At 66.8% G+C, this 14408-nt stretch carries 12 protein-coding genes; 8 read left to right on the forward strand and 4 right to left on the reverse strand.

What is annotated here, in order from left to right; genetic code table 11:
* Nucleotides 1-67: 67 nt before the first annotated feature.
* Nucleotides 68-1096 (forward strand): helix-turn-helix transcriptional regulator, encoded by a 1029-nt coding sequence (locus ACOGI4_RS07005; RefSeq protein WP_419840969.1) that lies wholly within the window; start codon nucleotides 68-70, stop codon nucleotides 1094-1096.
* A complete protein-coding gene (locus ACOGI4_RS07010) occupies nucleotides 1093-2214 on the forward strand; it encodes a helix-turn-helix transcriptional regulator (protein WP_419840970.1) in 1122 nt (373 codons plus the stop codon). Before ACOGI4_RS07005 ends, ACOGI4_RS07010 begins: the two co-directional genes overlap by 4 nt.
* Here the strand turns inward: ACOGI4_RS07010 and ACOGI4_RS07015 are convergent.
* Entirely contained in the window at nucleotides 2184-2969 is a 786-nt protein-coding gene (locus ACOGI4_RS07015) for an endonuclease/exonuclease/phosphatase family protein (RefSeq protein ID WP_419840971.1), read from the reverse strand. The two genes, ACOGI4_RS07010 and ACOGI4_RS07015, sit on opposite strands and share 31 nt — an antisense overlap.
* A gap of 127 nt (nucleotides 2970-3096) precedes the next feature.
* Here ACOGI4_RS07015 and ACOGI4_RS07020 point away from each other — a divergent pair, with 127 nt between their 5' ends.
* Nucleotides 3097-3828 carry an alanyl-tRNA editing protein gene (locus tag ACOGI4_RS07020; RefSeq protein WP_419840972.1) on the forward strand — a complete coding sequence of 244 codons (732 nt, stop codon included), beginning with the start codon at nucleotides 3097-3099 and terminating at the stop codon, nucleotides 3826-3828.
* A gap of 109 nt (nucleotides 3829-3937) precedes the next feature.
* Here ACOGI4_RS07020 and ACOGI4_RS07025 read toward each other — a convergent pair whose 3' ends face one another.
* Nucleotides 3938-4768 (reverse strand): PIG-L deacetylase family protein, encoded by an 831-nt coding sequence (locus ACOGI4_RS07025; RefSeq protein WP_419840973.1) that lies wholly within the window; start codon nucleotides 4766-4768, stop codon nucleotides 3938-3940.
* Nucleotides 4716-5339, reverse strand: a complete 624-nt coding sequence (gene cofC / locus ACOGI4_RS07030) for a 2-phospho-L-lactate guanylyltransferase (protein WP_419840974.1) — start codon at nucleotides 5337-5339, stop codon at nucleotides 4716-4718. The genes ACOGI4_RS07025 and cofC overlap by 53 nt, the downstream gene beginning before the upstream one ends.
* 548 nt (nucleotides 5340-5887) lie before the next feature.
* On the opposite strand from cofC, the gene ACOGI4_RS07035 reads away from it, so the two are divergent.
* The 5 genes from ACOGI4_RS07035 (at nucleotide 5888) to ACOGI4_RS07055 (ending at nucleotide 13230) form a co-directional block, all read left to right on the forward strand.
* A complete protein-coding gene (locus ACOGI4_RS07035) occupies nucleotides 5888-7360 on the forward strand; it encodes a fibronectin type III domain-containing protein (protein WP_419840975.1) in 1473 nt (490 codons plus the stop codon).
* A gap of 561 nt (nucleotides 7361-7921) precedes the next feature.
* The gene (locus ACOGI4_RS07040; protein ID WP_419840976.1) at nucleotides 7922-10417 is read left to right on the forward strand and encodes a hypothetical protein; all 2496 of its coding nucleotides are present in this window, start codon (nucleotides 7922-7924) and stop codon (nucleotides 10415-10417) included.
* Nucleotides 10418-10458: 41 nt separating this feature from the next.
* Entirely contained in the window at nucleotides 10459-11238 is a 780-nt protein-coding gene (locus tag ACOGI4_RS07045; protein ID WP_419840977.1) for a ribonuclease HII, read from the forward strand.
* Nucleotides 11239-11278: 40 nt separating this feature from the next.
* The gene (locus ACOGI4_RS07050) at nucleotides 11279-12415 is read left to right on the forward strand and encodes a carboxylate-amine ligase (protein ID WP_419843102.1); all 1137 of its coding nucleotides are present in this window, start codon (nucleotides 11279-11281) and stop codon (nucleotides 12413-12415) included.
* Between the two features lie 167 nt (nucleotides 12416-12582).
* Nucleotides 12583-13230, forward strand: a complete 648-nt coding sequence (locus tag ACOGI4_RS07055) for a hypothetical protein (RefSeq protein ID WP_419840978.1) — start codon at nucleotides 12583-12585, stop codon at nucleotides 13228-13230.
* A gap of 154 nt (nucleotides 13231-13384) precedes the next feature.
* Here the strand turns inward: ACOGI4_RS07055 and ACOGI4_RS07060 are convergent, their stop codons facing one another.
* Nucleotides 13385-14395, reverse strand: coding sequence for a hypothetical protein (locus ACOGI4_RS07060; RefSeq protein WP_419840979.1), 1011 nt, complete (start codon nucleotides 14393-14395; stop codon nucleotides 13385-13387).
* Nucleotides 14396-14408: the final 13 nt, after the last annotated feature.

Here is a 14408-nt window from a genome sequence, read left to right on the forward strand (position 1 = left end):
TTGCCGCCCTGTCGCTGCGAAGACCTGCACTGGCACCGCTCTACGGGGCAGTTCTACACTCGCGAGCGTGGCGAGCCGCTCACGCCCGGACGCAACCGAGCGCGTCATGGAACTCGTCATGTACCTGCTGTCGCGCGGAGTGCCCAAGACGCGTGGGGAGATCTGGCGCGAGACCGGCCTGTACGCGTCCGAAGACACCACTGACGAGCGCCGACTGCAGAGCGCGCGTGCCTCCTTCGAACGTGACAAGTCGCTGATCCGCAATCTCGGCATACGGATCACCGAGTCGACGGAACACGACGGCGCGACCTCGTACACGATCCGCCGTGAGGACTACTTTCTCCCCGATCTCGGACTGACGCCAGACGAACAGCATGCACTGCGCTTCGCGGCCGCTCGTGTCGACATCGGCGAGACTTGGGACCTCGAAGCGGTTGCCAAGCTCACGACCGTCGATACTGCGACCAGCGATGAGCGCCCGGCGGCCGTAGCGCTGACGACAGCGGCGGCGCATCACACCTCTCGGACACTGCTGCCGAAGCTGGCCGCTGCTTCCGGAGAGCGAGCCATGGTTCGGTTCGCGTACGGAGGTCGTATGCGGGCAACTCAGCCGCTGGGTCTGCTGTGCCGGGCGGGTTGCTGGTATCTGGCCGCGTCCGAAGGCGGTGTGCCGAAGACTTTTCGGGTGGATCGCATGGAGAGCGATGCGCGCGTCGGCCCGCCGGGCGCCTTCGTGCGTCCAGATGTCGACATCGCAGCCTTGCTGCCCGCCGAGCCGATGGAGATCCACGCCGGCGACGATTTCGAGGCTCGGGTGCGGATCGACGTGACGATGGCGCGTCAGCCCATCGCAGCGCGAGCGCGCGTCGTCGAAACTCACGACGACGGCTCGGTGACGGTGACGGCGCGTGTGCGCAACCGCGCAGCATTTCGCCTGTGGCTGCTCGACATGGGCTGCCACGCCGTCGTGGAGTCTCCGCCCGAGCTGGTCGACGACATCACGTCGTGGCTGAGAGCGCTGACCGCACCTGCCGCGCACGCCGGGGTTTTTGATGCCGCGGCCGCGCCTTGCACAGCCGCAGAGTCACAGCTGTGAGCCAGCTCAGCACCGCCGTCAAGATTGAGCGCTTGCTGGCGATCATTCCGTGGGTCACCGAGCGCGGCGGTGCCACCGTGGGAGACATCGCGGAGCGATTCGGACTGCAGCCAGATGCCGTGTACGACTTGCTGTTCGGCGCCATGTGCTACGAGGTGGTAGGCGCAGGGGCATATGAGAATCTGGGCATCGCGGTGTTCGGCACCGACGACGGACCCAGTGCCGATCAGCCCAGTCCTCACCGACGCAGCCTTGCCGAGTCCAGCGCACGCGAGACCAGCACTGCGTGGGTGCATGTCGAGCCGGGGGCGATGCTGGACCGTCCGCTGAACCTGTCCGTGCCCCAGGCCTTCGGCATCCTCACAGCGGGCCAGTCTGCGCTGGCCCTGCGCGGCGCCGACCGCTCCGGAGCGCTGGCAACTGCGCTCGACAAGCTGCGCGCCGCGTATGGAGAGCGCGTGAACGTGTCGGTGGACTTGGCGCCGCCGAGCTGCCTGTCGGTGCTGCAGAACGCGCTGGGTGCCAGAAGCACCGTCAGCATCCACTACTACACGCCGCATTCGGACACGATCAGCGAACGCAGAGTCGATCCGCTGGACGTTTCGTTGCAGGACGGCCACTGGTACCTGCAGGGCTGGTGCCATCTGCGTCGAGACATCCGATTGTTCCGCGTGGATCGCATCGAGGAGTGCAGCGACACCGGAGAGCGCCACGACCGCCAACTCGCGGCACGCGCTGCAGCGGCAGCACCGCCGGCGGAGTCCGACGAGACCACCGACGTGGTGCTGTCGGTCCCGCGTGGCGATCTGTGGCGCGTGGAGTCCTACCCGGCGCACGACGTGCAGGACGACGGCGAGCGTTGCATCGTCACCTACGCCATTCGCAGCCCGCGAGTGCTGGGGCAGATGCTGCTGCGCCTTGGTGCTGAGACACAGGTGGTCAATGCGGCGGAACTGCCGCGGGAGTTTGCCGAGGAGGGGCGACGGCCGGCCGCGGCGATCTTGGCGCTCTACGAGCCTCAGCGCCCCAATGCCTCAAGCTCGCGATCTCACGCTCGCAACGCAGCGCTCGGCCCGATTGCTTCGGCTCAGTCGACGAGGTCGGCCACGAGGCCGTAGTGGTCCGACGGCACCACCCCGCCGACCGCTTGGGTGCCGACGAGCCGAATTGATGCGATGTTGCCGCGAGGCGCCGGGCGCGGGGCCGACACGAAGATGTAGTCGATGCGGCGGTTCGGCCACATGGCTTCTGACAGGTAGGGGTTCTGACCGTCCCAGGTGTGGCCGTGCCCTGCGCCTGCCTGGGCCCATGCGTCGCTCCATACCAGGCCTTGTGCAGGCGGGGGCCGCTCGCCCGTGAGCAGCCTGATCTCATCCGAACCCGGGACTGCGTTGAAGTCGCCGGCCATGACCAGCGGGTATCCCTCAGGATCGAGATGCGGTGCCGCCAGCTCACAGAGCATCGCGACTTGGCGCTGGCGTACCTCGCTGAGATGGAAGCGGTGTTCGAGATGGGTGCAGATGACAGTCCTGCGGCCGCTCGGACCGTCGATTCGTGCAGTCACTGCCGTTCGGTGTGCTGCCTGGTCGCCCACGGCGAGGGAGTGCGAACGCGATTCGGAGATCGGCCAGCGGGCGAGAATGGCGTTGGAGAACGAGAGACCGCGCCGTCCGAAGGTGGGATGATGAGCGACGTTCATGCCGAGCGTCTCGCCGAGCAGCTGTGCTTGGTCCGGGCCGTCACGCTCGGCCCAGACCTCTTGGCAGCACACCACGTCGGCGTCGAGTTCGCTCAGCGTGGCGACGATGGCGTCATGTCGTGCCTGCCAGTTGTCTCCGAAGCGCCACCACAGGTTCCACGTCACGACGCGCACGGCGTCACCGTAACGGCCTCACGTTGGCTCGAACGGTCCCGCCGAACATGTTGCGGCAGTGAAGGTTCTGGCTGTGCCGGCACACGCGCAGCTCACCACAGGTGGCGGGCACCTATGGTCTTCGGCCATGTCGATGGACTACACGACCGATCAGATCTATCTGCGCGACGCCTACCGACGCCGCGCCGATGCGACGGTGATCGCGGCGCGAGCTGACGCTGTGGCGCTCGAGAGCACCGTCTTCTACGCCACTGGCGGCGGGCAGCCCCACGATGTCGGCGAGCTCGCCGACTCCAGCGGCAACCGTTGGCTGGTGAGCGATGTCCGCAAGGAAGGCAGCCTCATCTGGCATCGGGTGGACTCCGAGCCGCCGCAGCCGGGCACGGCTGTGACCGGAACCATCGACTGGGACCGGCGACTGCAGCTCATGCGCACCCATACGGCGCTGCACATCTTGTGCGGCGTGATCTGGAACGAGTGGGGCGTGCCGGTGACCGGCGGAAACATGGCACCGCTGTCGGCTCGGATGGACTTCGAGTTCGGTCCGTTGCCCGACGATTTCGCGGCGCGCGTCACCGAGCTGGTGAACGCCGAGATCGCCGCTGACCGGCCGATCGAAGTGAGCTTCTTGGACCGGTCTGCCGCGCTGGCTGATCCTGAGCTGATCCGCACCAAGGTGAACTTGATCCCGGAATCGGTCACCAGCATTCGAGTGGTCGACATCGTCGGTCTCGACCGTCAGGCCGACGGCGGCACTCATGTCGCATCGACCGGCGCCGTTGGGCGCTTCGAGATCACCAAGACCGAGTCGAAGGGCACAGGCAACAAGCGGGTGCGGATGGTGCTTCACGACGCTTGACCTGCCACGTCGCGGTGCTCGTTGTCGTTCGGAACGCAGCGAGGCGTTGCTCGGGCTGTGCGAGTCAGCCAGATTGGGCCTGCGAGCGGCGACCGCCCAGCTGGGGCGCTCACACCCCGTCGATGCGCTTGAACAGCTCCGCGCAAAGCAGTCCGGCCTGCTGGCCGCTTGCCGCGGCTACCGCCTCCACCCAGTCGGCGAAACGCTGCTCTCCGGCGGCATCGCTGGGGTCGGAGATGCCGTGCGTGGTGACGTACTGGCTGCGGTGACACAGCAGAGCAGCGGTCTTGGTGCCGGTCCAGCCGTCGACATCTTCCGCGTGGTCGGGCTCGTCCGCTTCGAACAGCAGCAGCTCGTCGGGGCGGTGCGGCGCGAGGCCCTGTTCCGGAAAGAAGAACGGATCGCGTGCGGCAACCACGCCTTCGACGGCGAGGAGTCCCGCGTGCCGATGATCGGGATGGAGCCGATACCGCTTCCACGGATCGTGGCCCAGCACCACAGCAGGCCGCAGCCGTCGGATGACTTGTGTGACTTCGGCGCGAGTCCTCAGGTCACTGTCGAGTTCCCCGTCGACGTGATTGCCGAAGCACACTTCGCCCCTTGCGCCGAGGGCACCAGCGGCGGCACGTTGCTCGATCTGGCGTGTTCGCACCAACTCGGCTTGATCGCAGTCAGGGTCCCACGCGCCCTTGGCACCGTCGGTGCAGATCAAGTAGTGGATGACGGCACCCGTGGCGGCCCACTTGGCCAGCGTCGCTCCGCAGTTGAACTCCGCATCGTCGGGGTGGGCCGCGATGACCAGTGCCGAGGCCGGCGCGGGCAGGTCCACGGTGCGCATGTATGCGGGTGTGAGCGTGCTCGCGGAGTCCGGTGGCACCGACTCGGCCTCAGGAAGCATCCGCAGCGACGGGCAGGGAGAGGCCTGCAGCATCCAAGTCATCTGGCGTGTCGACGTCAACGGCGAGGGCGGCAATGCGGCGCACGCGCAGGTCCAAGCCGCAGCGCATGGCCTCTTCGCAGTGGGCGGTGAACGAACCCGGCCCGTAGCGAAACTGGAAGCCGGTGCCGAGCGGCAGCGACAAGACGTTGGTGCCGTCGAGGTGCCGATCAGGGACGATGGTGACGGTGCCCGATTCGGCAAGTCCGGTCAAGGTGTCTGCAAGCGGCAAGTCGGCGTGCGCGATGAGCACGTGGCCGGGACTGTCGGCGGGGCCTGCAGCGGCTTCGAGCGCTGCCACTGCAGCCGAGACTGCCGGATTCAGTCCGTCGGCAGCAATCTGGAGCACCTTTGCGCCGAGCGCGCGGGCCCAGGCTTCTACTTCGCGGTCGTTGCACACGATCCGCAGCGGCAGCGAGCCGGCCGCCTGCACTACCCGGGTTGCCATCGATCGGGCCAGCTCGGAGCGAGCCTGTTCGCTGAGGCGGTCTGCAAGCCGACCTTTGGCGTAGCTGAAGCCCTTCACGGGAATGAGCACCGTAGGCGTGACAGCGGTGAGGTTCGATCCAGTCACCCGCGGCGAGTGTACGCTTCGTGAGTGTCAGAAGCCTCGTTGATGAGCCGAGGTGATGTGACAGGGGTAGTCTCGGCCGAGATTGCTGCTGGCTGGGAGCTGTGCTTGATGTCGGGTTGTGCTCGTGTCGCGAATCTGATGAGCCGTCTGCGGGGGGGGGGGGTCATTGGGTAGTTGAGCGGCGGCGTGCTGCGTGTCTCGCGGCTCGGGGTGGTCGGCGTGGTTGGGTTTGGGGGCTGCTTGGGGTAGTGGTGTCGGTGTCGGTGGTGGTTGTCATGCCGTCGGGTGTGTCCGCCCAGGGTTCGGTGCCTGCGACCTTGACGCATATGTGGTTGGTGCCGTCTTCGGGTGGTCTGCAAGTCTTTGTGCCGAATCAGGGGGATCCGTCGATCACGAAGTTTCAGTACGTGATCGGCCCCGACTCCGGAAGCAATGCGTTTGCGGCGGTGCGGGATTCGACAGCGTGGCTGGACGTGGCTGGTTCAAGTGCGTCCACGACGTCGTTCACGGTGCCAGCGTCGGGGCGGGTTATTGTGAAGGTGCGGGCGGTGAACGCGAATGGGCCCGGTACGCAGTCGTCGTTGTATTACGGCACGGCGAGGACGTCGAGCAATCTGATTGCGGTGTCGTTGGCGCCTGCGTCGGTGGCTGAAGGCAATGCGGGTACCACGGATGTGACGTTGTCGGTGACGCTGCCGTCTGCGGCGCCGGCGGGGGACCGGGTGTTGACGGTGTCGGTGCATGCGGGCAACACGGGTGCGCCGACGGCATCGAAGGAGAACACGAATTACGCTGCGACGTCGTGTTCGGCGCCGTCTGCGGCAGACGCGGATGTGTGTTGGCCGAACGGGCGGACGATCACGGTGCCTGAAGGCCAGACGGAGGGTTCTTTGGTGTTTCGTGTGCGGGGCGACGTCACGCAGGAGAACAAGTACGAGGTGGTGTACTTGTACCCGCACGACGGTGGTTTTGTGGTGAGGGGCGGGGCGATGCTAGAGATCATCGACGACGACGGCACCAACGCACCCACTACGACAACCACATCGACTACGACAACCACTACGACATCGCCGACCACGACGACCACTACGACAACGGCGCCGCCGACTACGACTACGACAACCACTACGACATCGCCGACCACGACGACCACTACGACTACGACGACTGCTGCGACGACCAGCACGACGACGGCGGCGCCGCGGCCTGCGTCGGGTGGAGGCTCGGGCGGCGGTGGGGGTTCAGGCGGAGGCGGCGGCTCCGGCGGTTCGGGAGGTTCTGGATCGGGTGGTGTGGCGGTGTCGGGCAGGCCGTGGCAGCCGTCGGGTGTGCGCGTCGAGTCCGGCGGCGGTGTGCTGCTGGTGTCGTGGTCGGTGCCGGGCGGCGGTGCCTGTGGGGCGTCGGGGTTCTTGGTGCGTGTCCGCGAACAGTCTCGTGGCGGCGGGTCGGGTGGGGGGCGTGTGGTGGCGGAGTCGCTGGTGCTCTCAGGCGTGACGAGCTGGCTGGTGACCGGCCTCACCCCCGGGGTGAGCTACACAGCGGAGGTGCTGGCGTACAGCGCTGTGTGTTGGAGCTTCTCGCCGCCGGCGACGCGCGCGTTCGCTGTGACCGCGGCGGGCAGGCCGCCGGTTCCGCCGAGGCGTCCGTTGATGAGCCCGATGCCGGTGCAGGAACTGAAAGTGGACACCGGCAAGCCGGGTCGGGTGACGGTCACCTGGGCCAAGCCCGCTGCCGCGCCGGATGTGCAGCGTGATGTGCGTTGCGCGTACACCCGTGCGGGTGTGCCGCATTGGGTGAAGACCGTTCGTTATGCCTATGAGGTGCGCAATGTGACCACCGGTGAACGCGTCGGGGCGGGCACCTTCGAGTCCGCTGGCCCGACGCTGGCTCGCACCGTGAGTCTCACCGGCCACGCAGCGGGTGCCGGCTATCGGCTGCGGGCAAGCGTCGTGGCCTATTCGGAGACCTGCAAACGCTGGTCTGCGATACGCCGCGTCTTCTGGTGGACCAAAGCCCCGTAGGCGCAGTGGTCGGCTGCGCCGGCCGCGCGGCAGCCGCAGCCCAAAGCTCGACAGGTCGCCGCCACCACCGCTGCGAGCCTCCGACGAGCGGCCGGCGAATGATCTCGCCAACCAGGGCGGAGCGCGGGCAGGCAGGCCGCGGGTACTGGGCATCGCCCGTTGCGTGCGGTGAGTGATCTCCACAACGAGGGCGGGGTGTGGGCAGGGGCCTCCGCGCGCAGTTCTGCGACGCCACGCACCCCGCGCGTTCAACAGATGCGTCGCAGCTGTTTGAGCACGGAGGCCCCTGCCCACGCTCCGCCCGGGCTTGACGCTGACACGGCCATGCGCAGTTCGACCCAGCAGCTCCTGCCCGCAATCCGCCCGGACACAACACAGCCACCAGCCACAGCGACGCCAGCAACCTCCAGCGTTCAGCAATGACGTCGCAGCTGTTTGAGCACGGAGGCCCCTGCCCACACTCCGCCCGGACGCAACATTGTCACGGCCACGCGCAGTTCGACCCATCTCAGACTTCGACAGATACACAGATACCCTGACCAATTCGGCAAGGACGAAACGGTGCTGAGCGAACCACTCGACGAATGGGTGCGGCCGTGGTGGGCTGAGCGCCAGTTGGACCCGGCTTCGGCGGCCTACGCACCTGCACCGAGCGAGGTGCAGTACTGGCGCGGTGAGCACCAGGTCAGCGACACCATCCTTGCCAACACGCTCGGGCGCTCATGGACGACGGTCGGACGGCCTGAGACGCTCGACAGAGCTGCTGTTGACCCACGGGGTTTGACGGTGTGGAGAAGGTGGTCACTGGATTGGTGGCTGCGGGTGGGCGAGGAGTGGATCTACCCCTCGCGCGAGCCGACGGTCCGCCAGCGCTTGGTCGAGGGGATGCCAGTGGTGGAGACCGTCGTGCGGGTCGGCGGCGGCGATGTCACGCACCGGGTTGCGGCGGCCCGAGGCACTGCCGTGCAGCTTGATGACGCTGTGCGCCACGTCAGACAGCGGCCGGTGCAGCAATCGGGGCCAAAATGGTGGGGCCGGCGACACAGCCTCGCGCCGTCCGCCCCCCGTCGCACGGCCCGGCAGCCGAACCGTGTGGCACCCGACGCGCGAGCGAACGCCGTTCCGGAAGTGTTCATCATCGAGATCGCTAATCGCACGGCAGCCCCCATGGCCGTTGCGCTGGCTGCGCGGCCGTTCAATTTCGGTGCTTGGCAACATGTCCATGGCGACTTCTGGGAATGGTCGGCGGTGTGGGGGATTGACCAGATCTCCGCAGCTGGCCAAGTGATGACGCTCGATGACGGCTTTCGTCATGCACTTGGCCGTGTCACGGTCATCTTTGATCGTGCGCCGGGCGACATCGTGATGGCCAACGCAGGCGCCGACTGTGCTGCGATGCTCGCGGCTGCCGACAGTGCGGCAATGACCCACCCCCACGCGGCGCGGACCTGCTCGGGCCCCACCGGCGCCGCGGCAGGAGACCTGTCCGTCGATCCGCTGCAAGCGTCGCCATCCGCGCCTGCGGCCGTTTCGGTCGAGTGTTCGCAGCACTTGGCCAATGCTGCCGCGGTATTTCCCTTGGTGTCTGGAGCGACGTTGCGCGTCGCTGTCGTCGAGCGCGGCACCGCGTTCGACTGGGATGACTCCGCCAGCCCTGCGCTGGGCGGTGCTGTGCTGGCAGCCGTTCCGGGCTTGGACCGTGTGGCCAGCGGCTGGCGAAAGCGCGTCAACGCCGGCTGCAGGCTGGAGCTGCCCAGCGGTCGGCTTGCTGCCGCAGCGCTCAGCGCCCGCGCCGCACAGCTGCTCTCGACCGCTCCCTTCGACGACGGCGCAGGCGTCGCGGGACCGATGCTCGCGTCGGCGTTGGATGTGGACCTCATGCAGCCCGGCGACGACCTCGTGCAGCTGTCCGCACTTGTGGAGTCGGGCATGGCCGATCAGGTTCGGGACCTCCTGTTGCGTCAGGCTCAGGCGCAGAGTCCTCGGGGCGAAACCACTGCTATGGGCGTCTCGGTGACCGGCACGTCGCTCGTGCTCGTTGAACATTTGCTGACGCTGCAGCCCGATCCTGCCTTCGCGCACGCCCTCGGGGAGTTCGTGGCGTCGGCCGCACGTTGGCTCGTTGAGCGAAGCGCAGCCGAGCGGGAAGAACCGTGGACTATCCGCGAGGGCCTGCGTGCCGGCTACCGGCTGCTGTTGCGGCTCGGCGCAGATCGTGCGGCGCATGCGCTTGGTCGCGCGGCGATGTCGCTGCCGGAGTTGCTGCGCACCGATGTCGGAGCTGCCCCGGGATCTTCGACGGCGTACCGCGACAGATGGGGCCAGCTGCCATGGGAACGCCCGCCTCAACCGTGGATCTCGGGTCCGACTCAGCCATGGGATTGGGAACGCCACGACACCGGACTGTGGATCTGCGCAGCAGTGCCCTGGGCGCCGCCGTTGCCCTTCGTGAGGTCCGAGCCGGCTGTAGGCACGCCGGACGACTTCGTGCCGGACATTGAGGTGTCACGCGGCAACGACATGGTGGCCACAGCGCTCCTGGCGTTCGCGGAGGTTCGACCGGCACCGGCTCGTGCCTTCGGGCGACTCGAGGCCATGGTCTCGGTGGCGTCGCCGACGTTGAACTGGCCTACGTTTCTGCACCCAAGCCTGCGGACAGGCACCAACGGGACGGGCCACGACCTCACCGTGGGCGGACTGTTCGTGCGGACGCTGTTGCGATTGCTGGTCGATGTGCCAGATCGCGGCGTGGCCGACAGCGATTCCACGAACAACCCGGCCGAACTGCGGCTGGCCGCGCATTGGCCGGCGGCATGGCTGGGTCAGCCAGTCGAGGTGCATGACGTTCCGACACGCATCGGCTCAGTGTCGTGGGCCGTGCGCTGGCACGGCGAGCGGCCAGCGCTGCTGTGGGAGGTGGTGCCTCATCGTCGAGACGACCCCGACGGAGATGACTCAGGCGCAGTTGCGCTTGCAGTCACGGCGCCGGGACTGGACCGATCGTTCACCGCGACCGGCTGGCAGGGCGAGACCTTGCTGGCGCCACTGCCCGCCTAGCGCTGTCGAGGCCGGCACCGTGCCGGCAGACCGCGGCGGCCATGTCGAACACCGAGGTCGTCATCGAGTCAAATTGCAAGAGCGCATTCGGGGTGGGCGCTAGCTTCGGCCCGATGACATCGCGGCCGAGCCTCTCATTTGAGCGGAGCTGCTGGGAAGCGGGCGAGACGACGGTCGTCGGTGTGGACGAGGTAGGACGCGGTGCTTGGGCCGGGCCGCTGACGGTCGGCGCGGCTGTTGTCGCGCCGCACGGCCGCGTGAACGGCATCCGCGATTCCAAACAACTGCGCCCCCATGTGCGCAAGCAGCTCTTCGGCCGCATCGACCGGTGGGCCCGAGCCTGGTCGGTGGGCCACGCCACCCCTGCGGAATGTGACCAGGTCGGCATGACCGAAGCGCTTCGCCTCGCCACCCGGCGGGCCTTGGACCTGTTGCCGGTGGCGCCGGATCGGGTGCTGCTCGACGGCAACGTCAACTTCGTGAACTGGCGCCCCAGCAAGGCCCTCGTGCAGGGAGACCGACGCTGCCTGTCCATAGCGGCAGCTTCGATCATGGCCAAGGTGGTGCGGGACCGCATCATGGCCGTGCTGGCGGCCGATTTCCCTCCCTACCGATTCGAGTCCAACAAGGGCTACCCGGCACCGGTCCACCGCGCAGCGCTGGCCACCCACGGACCGTGTGCGATTCACCGGCTCAGCTGGGCGTTTGCCGAATCGCTGCCCGATGCCGAGCCAGTCCCGAGCCCAGCACACGGCGACTCCGAAGCGGCGCTGGCAACCTACGCGCAGGCCAGTGCGCCAACGGGCACGACGCTGTTCTGACGCGCTTCGAGTGGCCGCTGTGGCACAATCACCGAGCGTGATCGACGAACCGAGTTGGACCATAGGCATCGAGGAGGAGTACCTCCTCGTCGAACGTGACAGCGGCGCGCTGGTGTTCGCGCAGCCGCCTGGGCTCATCGAGCGGGTCGCGGAACTGCGTCATGGTCTCGTGAGTCCAGAGTTCTTCAGCGCGCAGATCGAGATCGGCACCGGCATCTGCCGTGACATGAAGCACCTGCGAGGCGACATCGGCTTGCTGAGGCTCGCGGTCACCGAAGCAGCCGCAGAGCATGGGCTTGCGCCGATCGCGGCGTCCTCCCATCCGTTCGCCAGACCCGACGGACTCGAGGTCACCGACAAGGACCGCTATCGGGCCATCGCTGAGGACCTCCAAGACGTCACACGCCAGTTCATCATTTCAGGGCTCCATGTCCATGTGGGCATTGAAGATCCTGAGCTGCGGATCGACCTGATGAACCAAGTGACCTACTTCTTGCCTCACCTGCTGGCGCTGTCGGCCTCGTCTCCGTACTGGATGGGCCGCGACACAGGACTCGCCAGCTACCGGTCCGCGGTGTACAAGACGCTGCCGCGCACCGGCCTGCCGCCGAAGTTCGATTCCTGGGCGGAGTTCCGGCGCCATGTCGACGTGCTGGTGAACGCCGGCATCATTGACGACACTTCCAAGGTGTGGTGGGACATCCGGCCCTCGGAGCGCTACCCGACGCTGGAGATGCGGGTCACCGACCTGCCGACTCGGATGGAGGACACGGTGGCCATCGCGGCGGCATACGTCTGCTTGTTGCGGATGCTGTGGCGGCTGCGGCGAGCAAACCAGCGTTGGCGCGATTACGCGAACTTCCTGATCGGCGAGAACCTGTGGCGTGCCGAGCGATACGGCGTCGGCGGTTCGCTGATCGACTTGGGCAAGGGCACGCTGGTGTCCTGCGAGCACTTGGTGGACGAGCTGGTCGAGCTGGTGAGCCCTGATGCCGAGGCGCTCGGCTGTGTGCCTGAGATCCGCCACCTGCGCACCATCGCAGAGCGCGGCACCTCAGCGAGCCATCAGCGCACGGTGTACCAAGCAGCGCTGGACCAAGGAGCAAGCCACGACGAGGCACTCGTGGAGGTGGTGCAGCACCTCATCGAGCACACCCTCGCCCCACCCGATGCCTGACCCAGCCCCGACGACGCTGCGCCCGGTTCGCTGTCCGCGCGATGCGCGGCGCCGGTCAGCACAGCGCGGCCACACCGGTGCGCTCGTCTGCTAGCAGGTAGCACCCGAGCGGCGCGAGCCGAATATCTCGTTGACACCGCACGCGACACCGCGATACATTGAGTTTTGTGCAGGATACAGCCTTGATGACCATGGCGGTAGCAGTTGTGGTGGCGCTGCTTGGCATGCTGTGGCAGGGGCGCGGTACGGCCGCTCGATTCGACGCGCTGAACGACAAGATTGACGGGCTGCGTGCGGAACTCAGAATCGAAATTGCGGATGTCAAGAGAGACCTTCGCAGCGAGATACGCGAGGTCAAGAAGGATCTTCACGGCCAGATACATGAGGTCAGGGGTGACATGGCCGTAGTGAAAGAGAACATCGCTGCAGTCATGCAGGATGTGGGTGTGCTCAAGCAGGATGTGGGTGTGCTCAAGCAGGATGTGGGTGTGCTCAAGCAGGATGTGGGTGTGCTCAAGCAGGATGTGGGTGTGCTCAAGCAGGATGTGGGTGTGCTTGAGCGGGATGTCGCTGTGCTCAAGCAGGATGTCGCCGCAGTCAAGCGGGATGTCGCCGCAGTCAAGCAGGATGTGGGTGCACTCAAGCAGGATATTGGCCGTCAGACTGCACGAATCGATCGTCAGACTGAGAGAATTGACCATCTCACTCGGGAAATAGCCGATCTGACAGTACGAGTCGGCGGTGTAGAGATGCGTCTCGTTCGCGTTGAAGATCATCTTGACTTGCAGCCCGCCGCTGAGCCTCAGCCCGCCTGATCTTCAAACAGATGAGCCGGGCACGAGCCTATTGTCAACCTAGTGTTGACCATAGGGCGCACGGCATTCGGGCGATTCGAATCGCAGTTTGCGATACAACACAATTCTGACTTTTTCTTCGATTTCAAGTAGTTGCATCTGCGCGGTGTGGCGCTCAGTTGCAGGTGTTGTTCTCGCTGAGGCCGCGGTGGCTGTAGCACAACGGCGTCGCCAGCACGCTTTGCAGCGTGTAGGGGCCGGCGTCGGTGGCGATGTCGCCGTTGAGCGATGCGTCCATCCAGTCGCCGGCTGTCTGGGCATCGATCAGCAAGCGGTAGCCCCGCACCGAATCGTCGGGCTGCCCGACAACGTCGACAGCCACTTCTGCGACGCCCTCGAATGCACCCGGTGCCGAGACGACGCGGACCCGCGACCGCGGCTCGCTTGAGGCGATGGTTGCGACGACCCGGTCCACCAGCTCGGTCAGTGTCGCGGCGGTCGTCGAACCGTCGAGATCGGCGACAACCTGTGCGGTGATGCTGTTGCGGGTTTCGGGCGACAGCGGTGCCAAGTAGTTGGAGCTGGCCCAGCCGGTGACTGGGCCAGCTTGGATCTCGTGCCACGTGCTCGTGGCCAGATTGCGTGTGCGGCCTGTCGCGATGACTCCGTCGATGCTGAGCTCTGCCAGCGTTCGCTCGTTGGCTGCGTCGCCGACGACGATGCTGCTCATGCCCAGATCAGCGCCGCCGAGTGCCAAGCGGATTGCCAGTGTCGCGACGACCTCGCCATTGGGCACGTCGCGCATATTGAGCCAGTCGTCGTAGCGGACGCCGACCACGCCGAGTCGCGAGCCGGCTGACGGACCGAATGCGCCAGGCGCGCCCGGCAATGCCTCAGCGGTCGTGGTCGGCGCAGCTGCCGTCGGCATCGGTGCGGACACGGGCGCAGCGTCGGCTGTGACCCGCGGCTGCGACGCCGCGGCCGTCGGGTCCGGTCCGCCGCCGGTCACTGGTGCTGCTCGTGCCTCACCGGCATTCGCAGCGACTCCGGAGGTGCTCGTGGTCGCGACGTCGGTCACGGCCGACGGATTCGCGTCGTCATCGGTTGCGCTCAACGCCACGAAGAGCGCCAACACCGACATCACCAGAGCCGAGAACGCGACACCGGCCAGGAATCTGTTGGTCATGCCGAAGCTTGCG

It is taken from the genome of Candidatus Poriferisodalis sp. (assembly GCF_965205175.1).
GTDB lineage: Bacteria > Actinomycetota > Acidimicrobiia > Acidimicrobiales > Poriferisodalaceae > Poriferisodalis.